Raw genomic sequence first — 17,209 nt, 5'->3', positions numbered from 1 at the left:
TCGTCGCGCCGCTCAGCGGCCTGTCCAGATCGGTGGTCGCTTCTCGACGAACGCGCGTGGACCTTCTCGGGCATCGGCGGAGTGGGCGCGCAGGGCTTCCCAGTGGTATGGGGCGGTGAATGCCTCGGGCAGCGGCATGGTCAGGGACGAGGCCGCGGCCTCCTTGATGGCGCGCACCGACAGCGGTGCGCACGCGAGGATGTCGTCGACCCAGGTGTCGGTGCACACGTCGAGGTCGGCGGCGGAAACGACTTCGTTGACCAGGCCGAGTTCGGCGGCGCGTGCGGCGGTCATCCGCCGACCGGTGAGCAGGTGGCCGAGCGCGATCCGGTAGGGAGCCTGTCGCGCCAACCGAAAGACGCCGCCCGCGCCGGGGACCAGGCCGAGTTTGGCTTCGGTGAGACCGAACTCGGCGTTGTCGGCGGCGATCACGATGTCGCAGGCGAGAGCAAGCTCGAAGCCGCCACCGAGCGCATATCCGGTGACCTTGGCTATCAGCGGTTTCGCGAATCCGAACCGTTCGGTGATCCGCGGGTAGCCGGGTTTGCCCGCGCTGCCGAACGTGGAATGTCCGTCGCCGCCGGCGATGCGCTGGGATAGCTCTTTCAGGTCCTGCCCGACCGAGAAAGCACGACCGCCGCGTCCGCTGAGAACCGCTAACCAGATGTCGTCATCGCGTTCGATGTCGTCCCACACCTGCGCGAGTTCGGTGTGCATCCGCAAGTTCATGGCGTTGAGCACTTCGGGGCGATCGAGTTCTACGGTGGCAACGCGGCCGTGCTTGCGATAGACCACGGTGGCGAGGTGCGGCATCGGGGTCACCGGTGTGCTCCCGCGCTGAACCGGCCCACCTTCGCCAGCACGTCCAGGCCGTAGAGCCGAAGCGCCTGATGCAAGGCGAACTCGGCCATATAGCGGCGGAATTCGTCCTGCGGTTCCTCGGCGGTCACGATCATGTGTTTGTTCGCCACCACCGCGTCGGCGGCCAGTTGCTCAGCAGCCGAGGCGATTTCGGCGTCCATCGTGTCGGGTTCGACGACGGAGTCGAACACGTACCGTGCCTCGGGTTCGGTGGCGCGAATTTTCCTGCCCCAGAGGATCACATCGCGCGACAGCCGCGACGTCGAGCCGCGCCCGAGCCGCAGGTTGGCCGCACCGGGGACGATCCCTTCCTGAGCTGCCGGAAGACTGAAGTAGCTGTCCGCGGCGGCGATCACTCGGTCGAAGACCAGCAGCAACTGCGCGCCGCCGCCGATCGCGAAGGTATCCACGGCGGCGATCCACGGCTTGGTGTGCAGCCGCGGTGGCCACTCGTCGGGTTCGGTGGCTGACAAGCCACGCAGGATCTTCGCGATGTACCCGGTCTCACGGCCGAGCAGGAACTCGACATAGGAGATCTTGCCCCGGTGCAGCTGTGTGAGGTTGATGCCTGCGCTGAACACTCGTTTACCGCGGTAGCGCGGGTGGGTCATTTCGCCGCCCCGCACTACCCCGACCGTGGACTGCTGGTCGAGCAGCACCAGGTCGACCGCGGTTTCCAGATCGGCGACGTGCTGGTTGTCCTCGGCGTTGAGGCAGTGGGTGTTGGTGATCGTGATCGTCGCGGCATGACCGGAGCGGGTCAGGGTCGCCGCGGGCAATGTGATTCGGCCGGTGGTCTCGAAGTCGGGCAGCAGCGCCTGCGCGCGGCTGGTGGGCCGGCGCATCGCGTCCAGTAGGTGGTCACCCGCGACCGGGTCGGAGAACACCGCGTGGAAGAAAATTCCCTGGTCGATCTCCCAGCCTTCCTTATGCGCCTGGACCGCGGAGGCGTCGGCGGCGAGCTGACCGGGCTCGGGCAGCAAGCCGGGAAACTGGGTGGTGACCGTGGCGGCGAGCTCGGACAATCGCAACGACTCGCGCAGGTTGTCGGTAGCGGAGAGGTACACCGCGGAAAGATGCTTGCGCAAGAATTCCCGGCGCAGGGCTCGCACAGCATGGTGGGCTCGAGCGGCTCGAGCGGCGCGGTCGTCGTCACGGTCCGCGACCGGCCCGAGCTCGTGCAGGATGCGACCACATTCGGTGGCGGCGGCTCGGAGTTCGGCGTGGTCGTAGCCGAGGTCGCCGAGGTACTGCGGCAGTGTGGTCACAGTGCGCTCCTGAGCCGTCGTAGCGTTCGGTCGGACGCCGCCAGATGCGCGCCCAGCGCGTCTTCGAATCGGGTGGCCGTCGCGTCCAGGACCAGACGTCGGCGGATGGCGATCTCGGACCCAACGGATGCCTCGAACAGTGCCAGACCCGCTTGCACCGCTTGGGTTTCGGCTTGGGCATCGTCATCGATCGAGGCGTCCACCAAGCCCTGCTCCAGCGCTTGGGACGCCGAGAGGCAGCGTCCCTGTACCGCGAGTGTCCTGGCATTCCCCGCGCCGTGTCGGGCGACCAGTCGATACAGCGCCATCCCGGGCCAGGTACCGCCATGCGAGGTGGCCAATCCGAAAATCGACCCGGATCGCAGGATCCGGTAGTCGGAGACGAGTAGCAGTTCGGCTGCCGGACCGTAGGCGTCACCGTCGACTGTGGCGACGATCGGTGCAGGCACCTGTTCCAGCCGCCGCAAAGCGGCTTCCCATTTGCCGACAACGCCGATATCCACCGAGCCGGGCCACGAAAAGTCCTGTCCCGCTTGTGGCCCGGTGATGTACAGGACGACACTGTGCGGTCGATCTTGTGGTGCGTCTTCGGCGCGCAGCGCGATGGCGGTCACCGTGTCGATCAGTTCGGTGGACAGCGGTCGGTCGGCGGGTATCACCGCGGCCAGAATGTTGGTTGTGAGTCCGTCGGATGTAGTCATTGTTCCCCCTGTGTCTAGTTCGACCGACGTGGATCAGAAACGGAGAAGAGCGGCTTCGATCTGAGAACCAGGGCCCATCGTCATGAGGACGCCGTAGTCGCCGGGGCGGACCTGTCCTTCCGCGAGCAGGCGCTGGTAGGAGAACAGGAACGACCCGCTGGACAGGTTGCCGAAATCGCGCATCACGCTCGAGGTGTGGCGCAGATCGTAGGAGGTGAGCCCGAGGTTGATCTTGACCGCGTCGATGACCTTCTTGCCGCCGGAGTGCACGGTCCAGTGCGCGATGTCCTTGCGCCGTAATCCGCTACCGCGCAACAGCTTGTCGATCACGATCTCGGCGTGCGCGCCCACCTCGTAGGGCACTTCCTTGTCGAGGTAGAAGCTGAATTTTCCGGCGTCGTCGTCCCAGTCGTAACGCATCGCTCCGACCGCGTGCCGAATCATGTAGCTGCTGCTGGTCAGCAGCACGGGCGTGCGATCCTCGCGCATGGCGGCAGAGCCGCCGCCGTCACCCGCCTGCACAGCCAGCGCGGCCGCGCCGTCACCGAACAAGCTGTTCACCACCGCGGTGCGCATTGTCCCGTCGAATACGTAAGCCGCCGAGCACGCCTCGGAGCAAACGAGCAAAGCGAGCTCGCCGGGATGTGCGGATGCCCAATTGGCCACGGCGGAAAGCCCGTTGAGCCCGGCGTTGCAGCCCATACCGACGACGTCGAGCCGGGCCGTGTCCGGATCGAGCCCCAACTCGTTGATCAGCAGCGCGCTGAAGCCGGGGGTGAGGAATCCGGTGGTGGTGACGGCCACCAGGTAGCGCACGTCGGGCAGGTCGCGCCCGATCTCGCGCAGGCAACGGCGTACCGCGTCGGCGCCGGTGCGAACGCCTTGGTTCCGGTGCTTTTCCAGCAGCTCGCCTTGAGTCTCGATGCGGAATTCGCCGTCGTCGCCGCGCGGGGGCAGGGTCAGATACCGCTGCTCGATGCCTCCGTTGAGGAAAACGCCGCGGATCTTGGGGTCGGTGATCTTCAGCAAGTCGACGAGTTCGCGCTGGCTGTAGCGGTCCGGCGGGTTCGCGGTGGCCACGCCGAGCAACTTCGGAAGGGTGGCGGGTAACTGCGTGTCGGTGCCGAGTAAGTTCTGCTCGAGTGCTTCGACCCGGGCCGTGCTCATGGTCGTCATGCTCAATTCCTGTGGTGATTGTGGCGACGCGCTGACATACGGGCGCGCGCGGTCGATAATTGCGATGCGCTTCCAGGCGGTCGTTTTATCCAGCTCGGCAGAGCTGGACAACGGCAATAAGGCAACCGTTATCACCCGTGAATGTGTGGGACACATTCATCGAGCAGGGCGCATTCAATATCTTGGCAGGATACCCCCGTCCCCCCTGTAATCGATTCACGCGACATAGTCGCTCAGCGGCTATGTAGTGATGCGCATTCCGGCTCAGGCCCGGAAGCACCACTTCGATCGACTCCGAACAGTACCCCCGCGTGATCGGTGGTGACAACCCCTGAACTTTAGGGGGTCAGCGCCATCGTCTGTGCGAAGTAGTCGAGATACATTGTGGCACAAGACATTTCGGTATGAGCGGATCGCTCCGAGTTGGTACGTACACGTACTATCGACCGAGTGTTGATGACCACGTAACCCTCTTGGGCAAACGACCAACCTGCGCCGGACGGCGGCGCGCGCGTGATCTAATCAGCGAATGGAGTCACTCACCTCGGCGCTGGTGCCGCATATCTTCGCGGAGACGCCCGGTCACCTGATCCGGCTGCTCTACCAGCGACATAATGCCATCTGGAACGCCACGGTCGGGGACTCGATCACACCCACGCAGTTCGCCATTCTGAACGTCGTCTACATCGACGGACCCATGACGCAACACGAGATATCCGCCCGAGTCCGGACCGACACCTCGACGATGGCGCAGTCCGCCGCGTCGCTCGAACGGAAGAACCTGATCAAGCGATCCGTCAACCCGGCCGACAAACGGGAGCGGAGGATCGCCCTGACCCGTACCGGACGCCGTGAGTACGCTCAGCTGCTACCGAAAGCCGATGAGGTACAACGTATCCTGTTCGCGGTCCTCGACCCGGACGAACACCCGCACGCCCTCGGCGTGCTTCAGCGGCTCGCCGGCATGACTCCCGTCTCGCCGGCAGAAGACGCGCTCACCGACGCCTGATCCGATCGCGCAGATTCAAACCCTCGTCCCGATCGGGGCACGGTGCTGGAGTGGATCCGAGGCTACACAACGACGGAGTCATCGACCGGTACAGTGGTCGGTGGCGTTCGGTCGCCCAGGCACTGACCCACAGCTCGAAGGCTGCGAACCATGCATGACCTGTTCGAATTCCCCGCCGACGGAGCCAGTCTGCGTCGCGCGTTCGCCAACTTCCCCAGCGGTGTGGTCGCGGTATGCGCCGACATCGACGGCACTCCCCACGGCCTCGCGGTCAGCACGTTCGTCCCCGTCTCACTCGACCCGCCGCTGGTCTCGTTCTGCGTGCAGAACTCCTCGGCGACCTGGCCCAAGCTCGCCGCCGCGAGCCACCTCGGCCTGAGCCTGCTCGGCACCGATCAGCAGGCCGCCGCCCGCACACTCGGCACCCGCGACGGCGACCGCTTCCGCGACATCCACCTGCACCGCGGCTCCGGCGACGCCGTCTTCATCGACGGCGCCTCCGCCTGGATCGAGGGCGTTCAGGAAGCCAACGTCCCGGCGGGCGACCACGCCGTCGTCATCCTCCGCATTCACCGCATCGCCACCCGCACCGACGTCGAGCCTTTGGTCTTCCAGGGCAGCCGCTACCGCCGCCTGCACGCGGAAACCGCTCACGGGGCGGCCTGAGACCCGAGCGCGCCACGGGCTTACAGCGCATCGCTTTCCGGTTCACGCGCTGTACCCGAGGTGCGCGAGGACCGGAGCGTCTGGGTGAAGCCGGCGAGCTGAGATGAAAAGGCCCCGCACCTGTGGGATGCGGGGCCTGGAGAGCCGATGACGGGAATCGAACCCGCGCTGTCTGCTTGGGAAGCAGAAGTTCTACCATTGAACTACATCGGCCTGCGCTCGAGCGCGATCGACAGCCTATCAGACCAGGCGCTATGCGGTGCAAGTCTCGTTATGCCTGCCCTGATAGCAGACCGCGTAGTCCTCCAGGGACCCGCGGGGGTGTCCGGCTCACGCGCTTGCGGGCGCCGACGAGCGAGGCGGCCTGGCGGGGCCCGCGAACATGCTGGCGGCGGAAGATATGAGGGACGGAAGGTCGAACCTTCAACATGCCGAGGTCGGTCGAAGCCGGTGGCTTCGACGTCGACGCGCCGCTCGTGACCACAACCGCGGCTGGACTTCGATGGCAGACGCTCGGGTTGGTCGCGAGTCGCGCCCGCCCCGCAAACCCCTGGTGAGCAGGGCAGACGGGTGCTGTCCTCGGTTCAGGGACGACGCGTCAACCAGCCCGTTCGGCTTCGCTCATCGCTTGCACGAGAGACTCCCCCAGTGTGGTCAGTGAGCCGGACTCACGCAGTTGGCGCAAACCTTCTGCGGTGTGACCGCGCACCTCGGCGAGCCGACGCGCGGCAGCCTCGCGTGCCGATCCGGTCGCCAGTGTTTCCCGCGCTCGCCAGAAGTCCGCGATGGCAAGGTGGGCGTAGGTGCTGTGCAGCACGCCTTCGATGGGCCGCGGATGCGTAAAACACGGTGGGTGATAGCGCGGCTCGGTATCCGAGCGGTCGTACAGTTCGAATGCGTCCATCATCGCGCCCAGCTTCACATGCTGAAATTCGTGCACCAGCAGTTCGGCGAGCGTGATCGGGTCCAGCCGCAAGGCCGCGATGCCGACTGCGCCGAATGCCAGTCTGGCCGAGGCGCTTCGGTCTGTCGGACCCTCCGCTCGCAGCGGCAATACGGTGCACAGACCGGCGCGAAGGCCGGGAGCGTAACCGGGCAGATGGGTTTCGATGAAGTCGATGGCGTCCGCGAAGGCTGCCTGCCACTGCTGCGCCTCGGCATCGCTCAGCCGCCCAGTGGGGTGGATCTCGCTGCCGAGGTAGGGGAGCACGCGATAGGGGTCGGTATCTTCCAGAGTGACAGTCGGTCCAGCGGAGGTCAGCCGACGCAACGGTTGTGCCATGGCGAGTTCATCCACCGCATCGGTTTCGATCCATACCTGTTCCACTGCACCGGCTTTCAGTGCCCCGAGCATCGGCAGCGGCGCTACTCCGTCACGAACGGGCACCGGTAACCGCATATCCTTGCGTGCTCGTACGGCCGCGCTCGCCGCGACCGCTTCCAGGTGATGGACGTCCGCAGGCGCGAACGCACTGTCGGCGGCACCTTGCAGCAACCGCATCGCCCACACCCGCGTGTACGGGTGTGCCAGCACGTCTGCCACCGCATCCGGTGCGGATGCGTCCAGTGACACGAGAACATCCCACGCGGCGGCGAACCGAGGATCGCTGCGCGGTCCGAATCTGCCTACCGCAGCCAATAATTCGCGCTGCAATGACGACTGGGCCTGCACCAGCCAGCTCACTGCCCCGGCATCGCCGAAACCCGATGCCAGTTGTGCGAATTGATCCTCCGACAGGCTGTGCGCCGATTCAACGGCCGTCATGGCCCTCCTTCATGCGCTCGTCGAACGCGGCGCGGTGTTCCGCGGCGGCGCGCACGGCGGCAGCTTCCGCCTCGGTGTCGACCGGTTCGGCCAGCCATGGCCGCATCGTCTCGCCCATGCCCTGCACGAACCGCTCGCCCAATGCGGTCAATGACCCAGATGCCTGGAGTTGGCGAATCGCCTCGGCGGTCATCATGCGCCACCGCACGAATTGCTGCTCCGATTCCTCGCGCTGCGCACCCTCCGCCTGCTTGCGATGCACCCGCCAGAAGTCGGTCACGCCGATGTGGGCATAGGTGCCCTGCAACAGCCCTTCGAGCGGACGGGGATCCGGGCGCCACGGTGCATAGTGCACGAGCGCGGTGTCGGAGCGGTCGAACAGTTCGAACATATCGAGTACCGCACCCATCTTCACGTGCTGGAATTCGTGGATCAACGGCAGGGCGGCCGACACACACGCACGGCGCAACCCGATACCGACAGAGCCGAACGCCAGCCGCATAGAGGCGCTGCGATCATATTTTTCCTCCGGCTCCATCGGCATCACCGCACGCAATCCGGCGCGCAAGCCTGGTGCGTACACCGGCAAGTGCGCGTCGATGAAGTCGATCCCTTCGGCGAAGGCGCGCTGCCATCGGTCCGCCTCGGCAGCGCTCAACCGCTCGGCCGGGTAGGTGTGGCCAATTCGGTAGGGGTCGGTATCTTCCAGCGGGACAGTCAGCCCAGCACCGGTGAGGTGACGCATCGGCTGCGCGAAGTCCAGATCGTCGATCGAGCCGGTATTGATCCACACCCGATCGTCCGCCCCGGCCTTCAGAGCGCCGAATGTCGGCAACGGCGCTACCCCGTCCCGCACCGGGACCGGCAATCGCAGATCCTTGCCCGCACGCAGCGCCGCACTGGCGGCGATGGCCTCCAGGTGGTAGACATCCTCGGCGGCGATCTCGCCGCGACTCACTCCTTCGAGCAGTCCGACGGCCCACACCCGCGTATAGGGATGTGCCAAGACCTGGGCCACTGCGGCCGGGGCGGTGGAGTCCAGTGATACCAGCACATCCCACGCCGCCGTGAAGCGCCCGTCATTCTGTGGGCCGAACCTACCTACCGCGGCCAGCAACTCGCGCTGCAGCGACGATTGTGCCTGGGCCAGCCAATCTACCGTCCCAGCATCACCGAAACCGGCTGCCAACTGGGCGAATCCATCTTCGGTCAAGCTGTGCGCGCCTTCGTCGGCCGCTCGTGCCGAGGTCTGCGCACCACCGCGTCCCGCCGCCGCTTCTGTCGCTGCCACGTGATCGATCATCTCCTCGAGATCGGCGCAATAAACGGAAGGATTGTCGAAGCCGGCACCCGGCCGGTAGCGGTGCGGATAGAAGCCCCCGCCGCACACCTGCACCAGACGGCACGATCGACAGGTAGCGCTGACACCGTCGATGCCATCCCGGCGGACGGTGATACCGGGAAGCGCGGCTGCCTCGTCGAGGGTGTTGTCCCACACGTTCAATCCGGTGGCCGCCGCGCCGTCGTAGGCAGTCTTGAGCGAGTCGACCTGCTCCAGGGTGCCGTCGGTTTCGATCACCAGCAGGTCCACCGGATCGAGCCCGATGGCTTCGGCGGTGCTCGGCCGGCCGTACATCGCGGCCACGATGGATTCGAAGGTGCGGATCGGCACCGGTCGGCCGTCGGCGTTCCAGGCGTCGAACATCGCGATCAGCCATTTCGCATACTCGCCGTCGCCGTTCGTCGGGTTGTCCGGGTCGCGCGGGATGCGCAACCCGGGCGGCTGATGTTCCCAATTCGAATGCGGCAGAAGGAGGTCCATGCGCGGAGGCTCCTGCTCGAGCAGCCCTCGATACACGGCGATCGGGTCGTTGTCGATATCCACGGTGCACAACAGGCCCGAATAGAGCGCGCGGTACTGTGGCTTCCGCAGCAGGTCCAGACTCCCGAGCACCTGGTCGTAGCTGCTTCGCCCGTTGCGATACAGCCGATGCCTGTCGTTGGCGGTGCGATCGCCGTCGAGCGAGACACCGACTCGCACATTGTATTCGGTGAACAGGTCGAGGTACTCCTCGCTCAGCTGCACCGCGTTGGTGTGAATGTGCAGATTGAGGCGGCAAACCGGAGAAATGGCCGTGTCCAACGCGGCCAGGAAATCCCTGGTGCGGTCCACGCCGAGCAGCAGCGGCTCACCGCCGTGCAGCACGATCGCGACTTCGGGCAGCGAGTGCGTTGCCGCGTGTTCGGCGATACGAAACGCAATCCGGGCGGCCGTCTCCGGGGCAAGCCCCATCGGCCGGCCGCGCCAGGATTGGTCGACGTGCTCATACATATAACAGTGATTGCACGCCAAATCGCACCGGCTGTGCACCTTGATCACAAACTGACGAAATGGAAGCGGTCTATGGTTCATGTGGCAGCCGGTGTCGACGCTGAATCAGATAAGTGCGGAGCTGAACGAAATCCCGGTGGTCGAGGAGTTGCCCAGGCTCGACAGCAGGTCGGGCAGGCTCTGCGACGAGAGCTGGCCGAGCGGCGTGCTCCGCAGATCGGTCACAGCGGAAACCACGGTTTGGTCTTTCGGGGTCATGATCATTCTCCTTCTGAGCGAAACCCTTTGGCGCTCAGGCCGAATGCTATCCCCCGCCCGGCCTCGGTCTCCTTCCCATTCATGGGGGCAGCCGGACTGCATTGGAACATAGCTGATTTCGCGTCGGCGTCAACCGATATCGACTCTGTACATGTATATTTCGATCGCATACGACTGCCTGAAGCTGTGCATCTTTCACGTTGTCCCACTTCGCAATTCGGCGTGTGCAACAGCCGCAGGTCCGCACGAATGTCGTCGTCCACCGTGCATCAGGTCTCCGGCGACCATGACGCTCGCCCTGATCTTTCACGCGGTTCCGCCGAAGTCGGCGGACGGATTGTCCGCGTCTCGTGGAAGAGACTCGCGGGGATGGTCGGCCGGTCGTGTCGCATGCTGGTCCGAGTGTGCGGATCGCCACCGGCCACCGCCGCACCTGATCCGGGTGGCGACTCGTGACGCTCCTGTTCACCGCTGGCCCCGACAGCCTCCTGGACCGGCTCGAAGTAGCGGTAGACGGTCAGGCAGAGGATGAGCCAGAGGGCGCCGATACACCAGCCACCGAGGATGTCGGTGGCCCAATGGACGCCCAGGTAGATGCGGGACAGGCCCACCGCGGCGACGAACACCACGGCGGCGGTCGCGGCCAGGATGCGGAGGGAAGGGCCGCGCACGCTGGGCAGGGCGACCACCGCGACGACGCCGATCACGACGAACGAGCCGACGCTGTGCCCGGACGGATAGGACAGGTTGGCCACGGAGATGAGGTGGTCCTCGACGGGCGGGCGGGCCCGGCCGACCAGGTTCTTGCCGCCGCGGACCAGCAGTCCGGCGCCGAGGCCCGCCCCCGCGACGAGTGCCGCGGCAGGCCACCGCCGCTGCCAGGACAGACCCATGCACGTCAGGGTGGCCAGCACCGTCATGGCGATGGTGCCGCTCAGCACGCTGACCGTGACCGCGATGGGCGTCAGCACTCCGTTGCGGTGTGCGATGGCCCACTCGGTGAGTGTTCGGTCGATCCCGCCGTGGCCGTCGTCGCCGAGCGCGACCACCGTGAGAGCGGCCGTGCACATCACCAGCATCGCGGTGAGCACCCCGGCCGCATTCGGAATCCGTGGGGAGGTCACTCCTCCACGGTGCCACTCCGGGCGCTGGAGGTTAACCGCAGCCCCTTCGCGCTGCCGGGAAGTCTCGAATCCACAGGGTGCGGACGGTCGAGCGCGGCGGCTCGGATATCGGATCTCGTCCGGACCTGCAAAGTTGCCTCACCGGGCGAATCGACGTGGGCCACGGCCCGACGGCCGGATCACCCGGTCGAGGTGCGAAGGCACGCGATCGCGGCGCCCGATCGGTGCGAGGACATCGCTCCGGCCTCGGCAGGCTGAAGCACCGCGGCAAGCAGGCGCTACGCTCGTCGGCGTGCTGCTTTCCGATCGTGACATCCGCGCGGAGATCGCCGCTGGGCGTCTCGGCGTCGAGCCGCTGGTGGAGAACCTGATCCAGCCGTCGAGTATCGACGTGCGCCTGGACCGGATGTTCCGGGTGTTCAACAACACCCGCTACACCCACATCGACCCCGCGCAGCGGCAGGACGAGCTGACCAGCCTGGTGGAGCCGGCCGAAGGCGAGCCGTTCGTGCTGCACCCCGGTGAGTTCGTGCTCGGTTCCACGCTCGAGGTGTGCACGCTGCCGGATGACCTGGCCGGACGCTTGGAGGGCAAGTCGAGTCTGGGCAGGCTCGGCCTGCTGACCCACTCGACCGCGGGTTTCGTCGATCCCGGTTTCAGCGGCCACATCACGTTGGAGTTGTCCAACGTGGCCAATCTGCCGATCACACTGTGGCCCGGGATGAAGATCGGCCAGCTCTGCCTGATCAAGCTGACCAGCCCCGCCGAGCATCCGTACGGCAGCGCCGTGGCGGGTTCGAAGTATCAGGGCCAGCGCGGTCCGACGCCGTCGCGGTCCTATCTCAACTTCCCGGTTCCGGCTGCCGCGATCGACGCCGCCGAATCACGCTGAGCCAGGGCCGGGCCCGCCTCGTCGACTGTGCGGAAGCGGTCCCGGCGGACGGCAGCGGGAACTGATCGCGGAGGTGATCAGTCCCCGCCGCCCGCTCCCACCGCGAGCGCCGTAGTGAGGATGACGGACAGCGGCGGAAGCGTGTCACCGCGGTTCGGCGGGCTGACCCAGAAGCACCCTTCCCGGGTCCAGCGGCCGAGGCCGGTCGGCAACATCACGGCACTGCCGACGGCGGGCAGGCCGATATCCAATCGATTGAGTACCTCGAGCACCTGGGGTCCCGGTCGGCTGTCCGGCTCGGCGAGGAAGCTCCATCGGATCTGTCTGGCCAACATGGGACCCCTCATGCCCTGTTGTTCCAGTGCGGCGCGCACCTTTTCGGCACGTGCGGTCGGCAAGTGGACGACGCAGACGCGCCCGGTGACCGGCAGCATGGCGAAACCACCACGTTCGGTGGCCGGCAGCCCGAACTCGTGCCGATAGAACGCCACCCAATCGTCCACGGTTCTGAGCTTCTCGACATTCACGGCGAACTCCTTGCCTTCCCACTCAATGGTCCCGTCCCGCCTGCTGATTCGGTATTGCCCGAGCGTCCGCCTTCTGCTGCCCTTCCGCTGCCTTTGATAGAAGCCGGATTTCATTTGTGGCCGTGCTCACAAACCCCTCGTACTCTGGAAGGAATCCGTTCGGAAGGGATGTCACCGTGGTCAGGCATTGGTCAGGCAGAGAGGCCCGAGCCCTTCGCGATGCCAAGCGGATGAGCATCAGGGAGTTCGCCGCCCATCTGGGCGTGCACGAACGACTGGTATCCAAGTGGGAGGCCGGGGGCGTCCGAGTCCATCCACGACCGATCAATCAGGCCGCTCTGGATACGTCCTTGGCCAGGTCCGACGAAGTGGTGCGGGCGCGGTTCGCGGCATTGATCGATCAGCCGGTGATCGATCGAAGCGTCCCGCCGGGTTCCGATGCGCGGGGCGGCGCCTCGGCACCCACCCCGTATTCGACCGACGCGGACCTTCTGGCTCTCATAGACGCCGGTGCGATGAGAGGTGCTGCGTTAGCAGCGATTTCGGAGAGGGATCTGATCATGGCGGCTGCCCACGAGGCCAGCGAGCACGCCGGCAAGGCCGAGAGCACCAATGTCGGTGCGACCACCCTGGAACAGCTCGACGCGGATGTCGCGCGAATCGCGAACGATTACGTGCATATCCCGCCGGTTCCGATGATGGTGGAGATGTTGCGGGTGCGACGCCGGGTGTACCGGCTGCTGGAGGGCCAGCAGCGGCCCGCCGATACGAGCCATCTGTATCTGCTGGCGGGCACGCTCTCGGGCCTGCTCGCCAACGCGAGTACCGATCTCGGCTATTACGACGCGGCGGGCGAACAGGTCCGCGCGGCGTGGGCCTACGCGGAACTATGTGGGCACAACGGACTTCGCGCCTGGACCCGCGGCATGCACGCGCTGATCGAGTACTGGTCGCAGCGCCCCCGGCGGGCGGTCCAGCTCGCGCAGAGCGGGCGGGAGTTCGCCGAGTCCGCGACGGCGCATGTGCGACTACTCAATATCGAGGCGCGGATCTGGTCGGCACTGGGCAGCGCCGCCGACACCGACCGTTGCATCCGGGCCGCCGCCGACGCCCGCGATCTCGGCGCGACCGATGCGCTGCACGACGAGGTGGGTGGCGTCTTCGGGTTCAACGACGCCAAGGCGAATTACTACGCGGGAGCCACCTACATCCACCTCGGTCAGGCGGAGCCCGCGCTGAACGCCACCCAGCGTGCCATCGAGCTGTATGCGAAAGGGCCCTCCGAGCAGCGTTCCTACGGCGCGGAGTCGCTGGCGAGGGTGGACTGCGCGGCCGCTCACCTGATCAACGGCAGTCTGGATGGGGCGTCCGAGGCGCTGCATCCGGTGCTCGGCCTCGACGAGGACAAGCGCATCGCACAACTGGAGGAACGGTTGAACGGCGTGCGCCGACGGATGGCGACCCCCGCGTTCAAGGACGCGGTGGAAGCGCGGCGCCTGGACGAGCGGATCGAGGAGTTCTGCGGCTCCACCGCGGCCAAGGGCATCCCGCCGGGCAATCCGGCTTGATGTATGACGCGTCACATTCAATAGTGCCGGAGCCGCCGTCGCGGCGGCGGCCGCCCGATGCCGCCTCGGACAGGCGAATTATCCAGTTGCCACGGATGGCACCATGGGACGCGTGAGTCCTCAACATCCGCACCGCCCCCCGCGTGTTCTGGAGCAGTCCACGAAGCTGCAGAACGTCGTCTACGAGATCCGTGGACCGGTACACGCGCACGCGGCACGGCTGGAGGCCGAGGGCCACCGCATCCTCAAGCTCAATATCGGCAATCCCGCCCCGTTCGGGTTCGAGGCGCCGGACGTGATCATGCGCGACATCATCGCCGCGCTCCCGTACGCCCAGGGCTACTCCGAATCCAAGGGCATCCTGTCGGCGCGGCGCGCGATCGTGACCCGCTACGAACTGGTGCCCGGCTTCCCCGAGCTCGACGTGGACGACGTCTACCTCGGCAACGGCGTCTCCGAGTTGATCACCATCACTATGCAGGCGCTGCTGGACAACGGCGACGAGGTGCTGATCCCCGCGCCGGACTACCCACTGTGGACCGCCATGACCAGTCTGGCCGGCGGCACCCCGGTGCACTATCTGTGCGACGAGGCCAACGGCTGGCAGCCGGATGTCGCCGACATCGAATCGAAGATCACCGACAAGACCAAGGCGCTGCTGGTGATCAACCCGAACAACCCGACCGGCGCGGTGTACTCCGCCGAGGTGCTGCAGCAGCTGGCCGACCTCGCGCGCAAGCATCAGCTGTTGCTGCTCGCCGACGAGATCTACGACAAGATCCTCTACGACGACGCCAAGCACATCTCGTTGGCGACCATGGCGCCCGATCTGCTGTGCCTGACCTTCAACGGGCTGTCCAAGGCCTACCGCGTCGCGGGTTATCGGTCGGGCTGGCTGGCGATCACCGGTCCCAAGGAGCACGCGGCCGGTTTCCTGGAGGGCATCGACCTGCTCGCCTCGTCCCGGTTGTGCCCGAATGTCCCTGCGCAGCACGCGATTCAGGTCGCGCTCGGCGGACACCAGAGCATCGAGGACCTGATCCTGCCCGGCGGCAGGCTGCTCGAGCAGCGCGATGTCGCCTGGGAGCGGCTGAACATGATCCCGGGTGTGTCCTGTGTGAAGCCGAAGGGCGCGCTGTACGCGTTCCCCAAGCTGGATCCGAACGTGTACGAGATCCACGACGATTCGAAACTGATCCTGGATCTTCTACTCCAGGAGAAGATCCTGATGGTGCAGGGGACCGGCTTCAATTGGCCCAACCACGACCATCTCCGGATCGTGACACTGCCCTGGGCGCGGGATCTCGCCGTCGCGATCGAACGCTTCGGCAACTTCCTCTCCAGCTATCGCCAGTGAGGAAAGGCCTGGACCGGGGCATGATTCCCGCCCCGCTTCAGGCCGGTAAACAAACCATATGTACGGATATCTGTCGGATTTTGCGACTACCTAGCGCAAAAGAAGTACTTTTGTGTACAGTAGTCCTCGGCACCACAGAGTGCCTGGTCGGATTGCCTACCCCCCTGGGCATATCCGACCTCGGGTTCGGCCGCCTACCCCCCTGGGCCGCCAGCCCGCGGGCGGCGGAGACATCCCCCTGCTCTCCGCCGCCCCCTCCAAAATCCCCTTTTCTTTTCCGATCGGATCGCTTCGCCTATGTATCGTGGCCGCCGCTCCGATCTTGAAAATGAGATCCTTTAGGCTCGCTCCGGGCAGAAACACGTCTGACAGGTAGGAGCGCGGTGAGCGACCACCACCATCACCACGATCACTCGGGACCGATCGCGATCGGCGCCACCGCGGCGCGCGTGGTCATCGGGTTACTCACCGTGATCGGCGTCGCCGTCGTCATCGGTGCGATCGCCCTGTGGCCGAGCCAGCAGCACGTCGATATCCCGCTGCCGATGCAGAACGCGGGTGGCGGCGCGGTGCAGACCGAAGCGGGCACCGTGGTGATGCAGGACATCGGCCCGTGCGGCAGCCCGTCGCTGGGCAAGGTATTCCCCGACAAGCCCGAGCCGCCACGCAGCAACGCCTACACCTGTCAGCGCAGCGTGATCGCGATCGAGTCCGGCCCGCACGAGGGCAACCGCACGCTGTTCGAGATCGCTCCCGGCCCAGGACAACCCGACCTGCGCGCGGGCGACGAGATCCGGGTGATCCGCCAGACCGACCCGAGCGGAACGCCGATGTACTCGTTCGAGGACTACGCACGCGGGCTGCCGCTCACGCTGATCGTCGTGGCCTTCGTGGTGGTGATCATCGTGGTGGCGCGCTGGCGCGGCGTACGCGCGCTGCTCGGTCTGGTGTTCGCCTTTGCGGTGCTCGTGATGTTCCTGCTGCCTGCCTTGCTGGACGGCAAACCCGCGATCCCGGTCGCATTGATCGCTGGCTCGTTGATCCTGTACGCGGTGCTGTATCTGGCGCACGGGGTGAACCTGCGCACGAGTTCGGCGCTGCTGGGCACGCTGACTGCGATGCTGCTCGCCGCGGCGCTGTCCTGGCTCACGATCGAATTGACGAATCTGACCGGGCTGTCCGAAGAACAGAACACCAACGTCGCCACCTACATCGAGCACGTCAGCATCACCGGGTTGCTGCTGGCCGGGTTCATCATCGGATCGCTCGGCGTGCTCAACGACGTCACCATCACCCAGGCGTCGGCCGCGTTCGAGCTGGCCGCTATCGACGAATCGGCTTCGCGGCGCGAAGTTTTCACCGCCGCCATGCGGGTGGGCCGTGACCATATCGCGAGCACCGTCTATACCCTGGTGCTTGCCTACGCCGGTGGGGCACTGCCGCTGTTGCTGCTGTTCAGCGTGGCGGGGCGGTCCATTCGCGATGTGCTGGCGGGTGACGCGGTCGCGATCGAGATCGCGCGCTCCGCGGTCGGCGGCATCGCGCTGGCGCTCTCGGTGCCGTTGACCACCGGCATCGCGGTGCTGCTCGCCCGCCCGTTCGGCGGCAAGGAGCCGAGCCCGCCGCCGCGGGCGCGCCACGCGCGGCACGCGCGCGTCTGACGGAGTGCCTCGGCGATCATCGCGGCAAACCCGGCCCGTGCGGT

Annotated in this window: 15 protein-coding genes and 1 tRNA gene; 6 read left to right on the top strand and 10 right to left on the bottom strand. The window is 66.2% G+C overall.

Annotated elements, in window-relative coordinates; genetic code table 11:
* Nucleotides 1-12: 12 nt before the first annotated feature.
* Genes dpgD through dpgA form a run of 4 tightly spaced genes read right to left on the bottom strand, consistent with a single transcriptional unit; the run spans nucleotide 13 to nucleotide 4,141 of the window.
* Nucleotides 13-813, bottom strand: a complete 801-nt coding sequence (gene dpgD / locus OHA40_RS14320; RefSeq protein WP_330234168.1) for an enoyl-CoA-hydratase DpgD — start codon at nucleotides 811-813, stop codon at nucleotides 13-15.
* Between the two features lie 5 nt (nucleotides 814-818).
* Nucleotides 819-2,129: a (3,5-dihydroxyphenyl)acetyl-CoA 1,2-dioxygenase DpgC gene (gene dpgC, locus OHA40_RS14315; RefSeq protein WP_330233540.1), complete on the bottom strand. Its 1,311-nt coding sequence runs from the start codon at nucleotides 2,127-2,129 to the stop codon at nucleotides 819-821.
* Nucleotides 2,126-2,830 carry an enoyl-CoA-hydratase DpgB gene (dpgB, locus tag OHA40_RS14310; protein WP_330233539.1) on the bottom strand — a complete coding sequence of 235 codons (705 nt, stop codon included), beginning with the start codon at nucleotides 2,828-2,830 and terminating at the stop codon, nucleotides 2,126-2,128. Before dpgB ends, dpgC begins: the two co-directional genes overlap by 4 nt.
* 33 nt (nucleotides 2,831-2,863) lie before the next feature.
* Nucleotides 2,864-4,141: a 3,5-dihydroxyphenylacetyl-CoA synthase DpgA gene (dpgA, locus tag OHA40_RS14305; RefSeq protein WP_330233538.1), complete on the bottom strand. Its 1,278-nt coding sequence runs from the start codon at nucleotides 4,139-4,141 to the stop codon at nucleotides 2,864-2,866.
* A gap of 394 nt (nucleotides 4,142-4,535) precedes the next feature.
* On the opposite strand from dpgA, the gene OHA40_RS14300 reads away from it, so the two are divergent.
* Nucleotides 4,536-5,015 (top strand): MarR family winged helix-turn-helix transcriptional regulator, encoded by a 480-nt coding sequence (locus OHA40_RS14300; protein WP_330233537.1) that lies wholly within the window; start codon nucleotides 4,536-4,538, stop codon nucleotides 5,013-5,015.
* A 150-nt stretch (nucleotides 5,016-5,165) separates the two neighbouring features.
* Nucleotides 5,166-5,681 carry a flavin reductase family protein gene (locus tag OHA40_RS14295; RefSeq protein ID WP_330233536.1) on the top strand — a complete coding sequence of 172 codons (516 nt, stop codon included), beginning with the start codon at nucleotides 5,166-5,168 and terminating at the stop codon, nucleotides 5,679-5,681.
* Between the two features lie 142 nt (nucleotides 5,682-5,823).
* Here OHA40_RS14295 and OHA40_RS14290 read toward each other — a convergent pair.
* The 5 genes from OHA40_RS14290 to OHA40_RS14270 form a co-directional block, all read right to left on the bottom strand.
* Nucleotides 5,824-5,894 (bottom strand) — tRNA-Gly (locus OHA40_RS14290).
* Nucleotides 5,895-6,279: 385 nt separating this feature from the next.
* Nucleotides 6,280-7,446, bottom strand: coding sequence for an HEXXH motif domain-containing protein (locus tag OHA40_RS14285; RefSeq protein ID WP_330233535.1), 1,167 nt, complete (start codon nucleotides 7,444-7,446; stop codon nucleotides 6,280-6,282).
* Entirely contained in the window at nucleotides 7,433-9,778 is a 2,346-nt protein-coding gene (locus OHA40_RS14280; RefSeq protein WP_330233534.1) for an FxsB family cyclophane-forming radical SAM/SPASM peptide maturase, read from the bottom strand. Before OHA40_RS14280 ends, OHA40_RS14285 begins: the two co-directional genes overlap by 14 nt.
* A gap of 105 nt (nucleotides 9,779-9,883) precedes the next feature.
* Nucleotides 9,884-10,036, bottom strand: a complete 153-nt coding sequence (locus OHA40_RS14275) for a hypothetical protein (protein WP_330233533.1) — start codon at nucleotides 10,034-10,036, stop codon at nucleotides 9,884-9,886.
* Nucleotides 10,037-10,305: 269 nt separating this feature from the next.
* Nucleotides 10,306-11,160 carry a phosphatase PAP2 family protein gene (locus OHA40_RS14270; protein ID WP_330233532.1) on the bottom strand — a complete coding sequence of 285 codons (855 nt, stop codon included), beginning with the start codon at nucleotides 11,158-11,160 and terminating at the stop codon, nucleotides 10,306-10,308.
* 292 nt (nucleotides 11,161-11,452) lie between these two features.
* On the opposite strand from OHA40_RS14270, the gene dcd reads away from it, so the two are divergent.
* The gene (dcd, locus tag OHA40_RS14265; RefSeq protein WP_330233531.1) at nucleotides 11,453-12,052 is read left to right on the top strand and encodes a dCTP deaminase; all 600 of its coding nucleotides are present in this window, start codon (nucleotides 11,453-11,455) and stop codon (nucleotides 12,050-12,052) included.
* A gap of 77 nt (nucleotides 12,053-12,129) precedes the next feature.
* Here the strand turns inward: dcd and OHA40_RS14260 are convergent, their stop codons facing one another.
* A complete protein-coding gene (locus tag OHA40_RS14260; protein ID WP_330233530.1) occupies nucleotides 12,130-12,579 on the bottom strand; it encodes a hypothetical protein in 450 nt (149 codons plus the stop codon).
* 230 nt (nucleotides 12,580-12,809) lie between these two features.
* On the opposite strand from OHA40_RS14260, the gene OHA40_RS14255 reads away from it, so the two are divergent.
* From OHA40_RS14255 to OHA40_RS14245, 3 genes are all read left to right on the top strand, one after another.
* On the top strand, nucleotides 12,810-14,147 hold the full coding sequence (locus OHA40_RS14255; RefSeq protein WP_330233529.1) for a helix-turn-helix domain-containing protein: 1,338 nt from the start codon (nucleotides 12,810-12,812) through the stop codon (nucleotides 14,145-14,147).
* 103 nt (nucleotides 14,148-14,250) lie between these two features.
* Complete coding sequence (locus tag OHA40_RS14250) at nucleotides 14,251-15,504, top strand: pyridoxal phosphate-dependent aminotransferase (protein WP_330233528.1); 1,254 nt, start codon at nucleotides 14,251-14,253, stop codon at nucleotides 15,502-15,504.
* Nucleotides 15,505-15,887: 383 nt separating this feature from the next.
* Nucleotides 15,888-17,165 (top strand): YibE/F family protein, encoded by a 1,278-nt coding sequence (locus OHA40_RS14245; protein ID WP_330233527.1) that lies wholly within the window; start codon nucleotides 15,888-15,890, stop codon nucleotides 17,163-17,165.
* Nucleotides 17,166-17,209: the final 44 nt, after the last annotated feature.

Source organism: Nocardia sp. NBC_00508, assembly GCF_036346875.1.
Lineage (GTDB): Bacteria > Actinomycetota > Actinomycetes > Mycobacteriales > Mycobacteriaceae > Nocardia.
The sequence above is the reverse complement of the archived record's forward strand: the minus strand, read 5'-3'. Positions and strand labels throughout refer to the sequence as shown.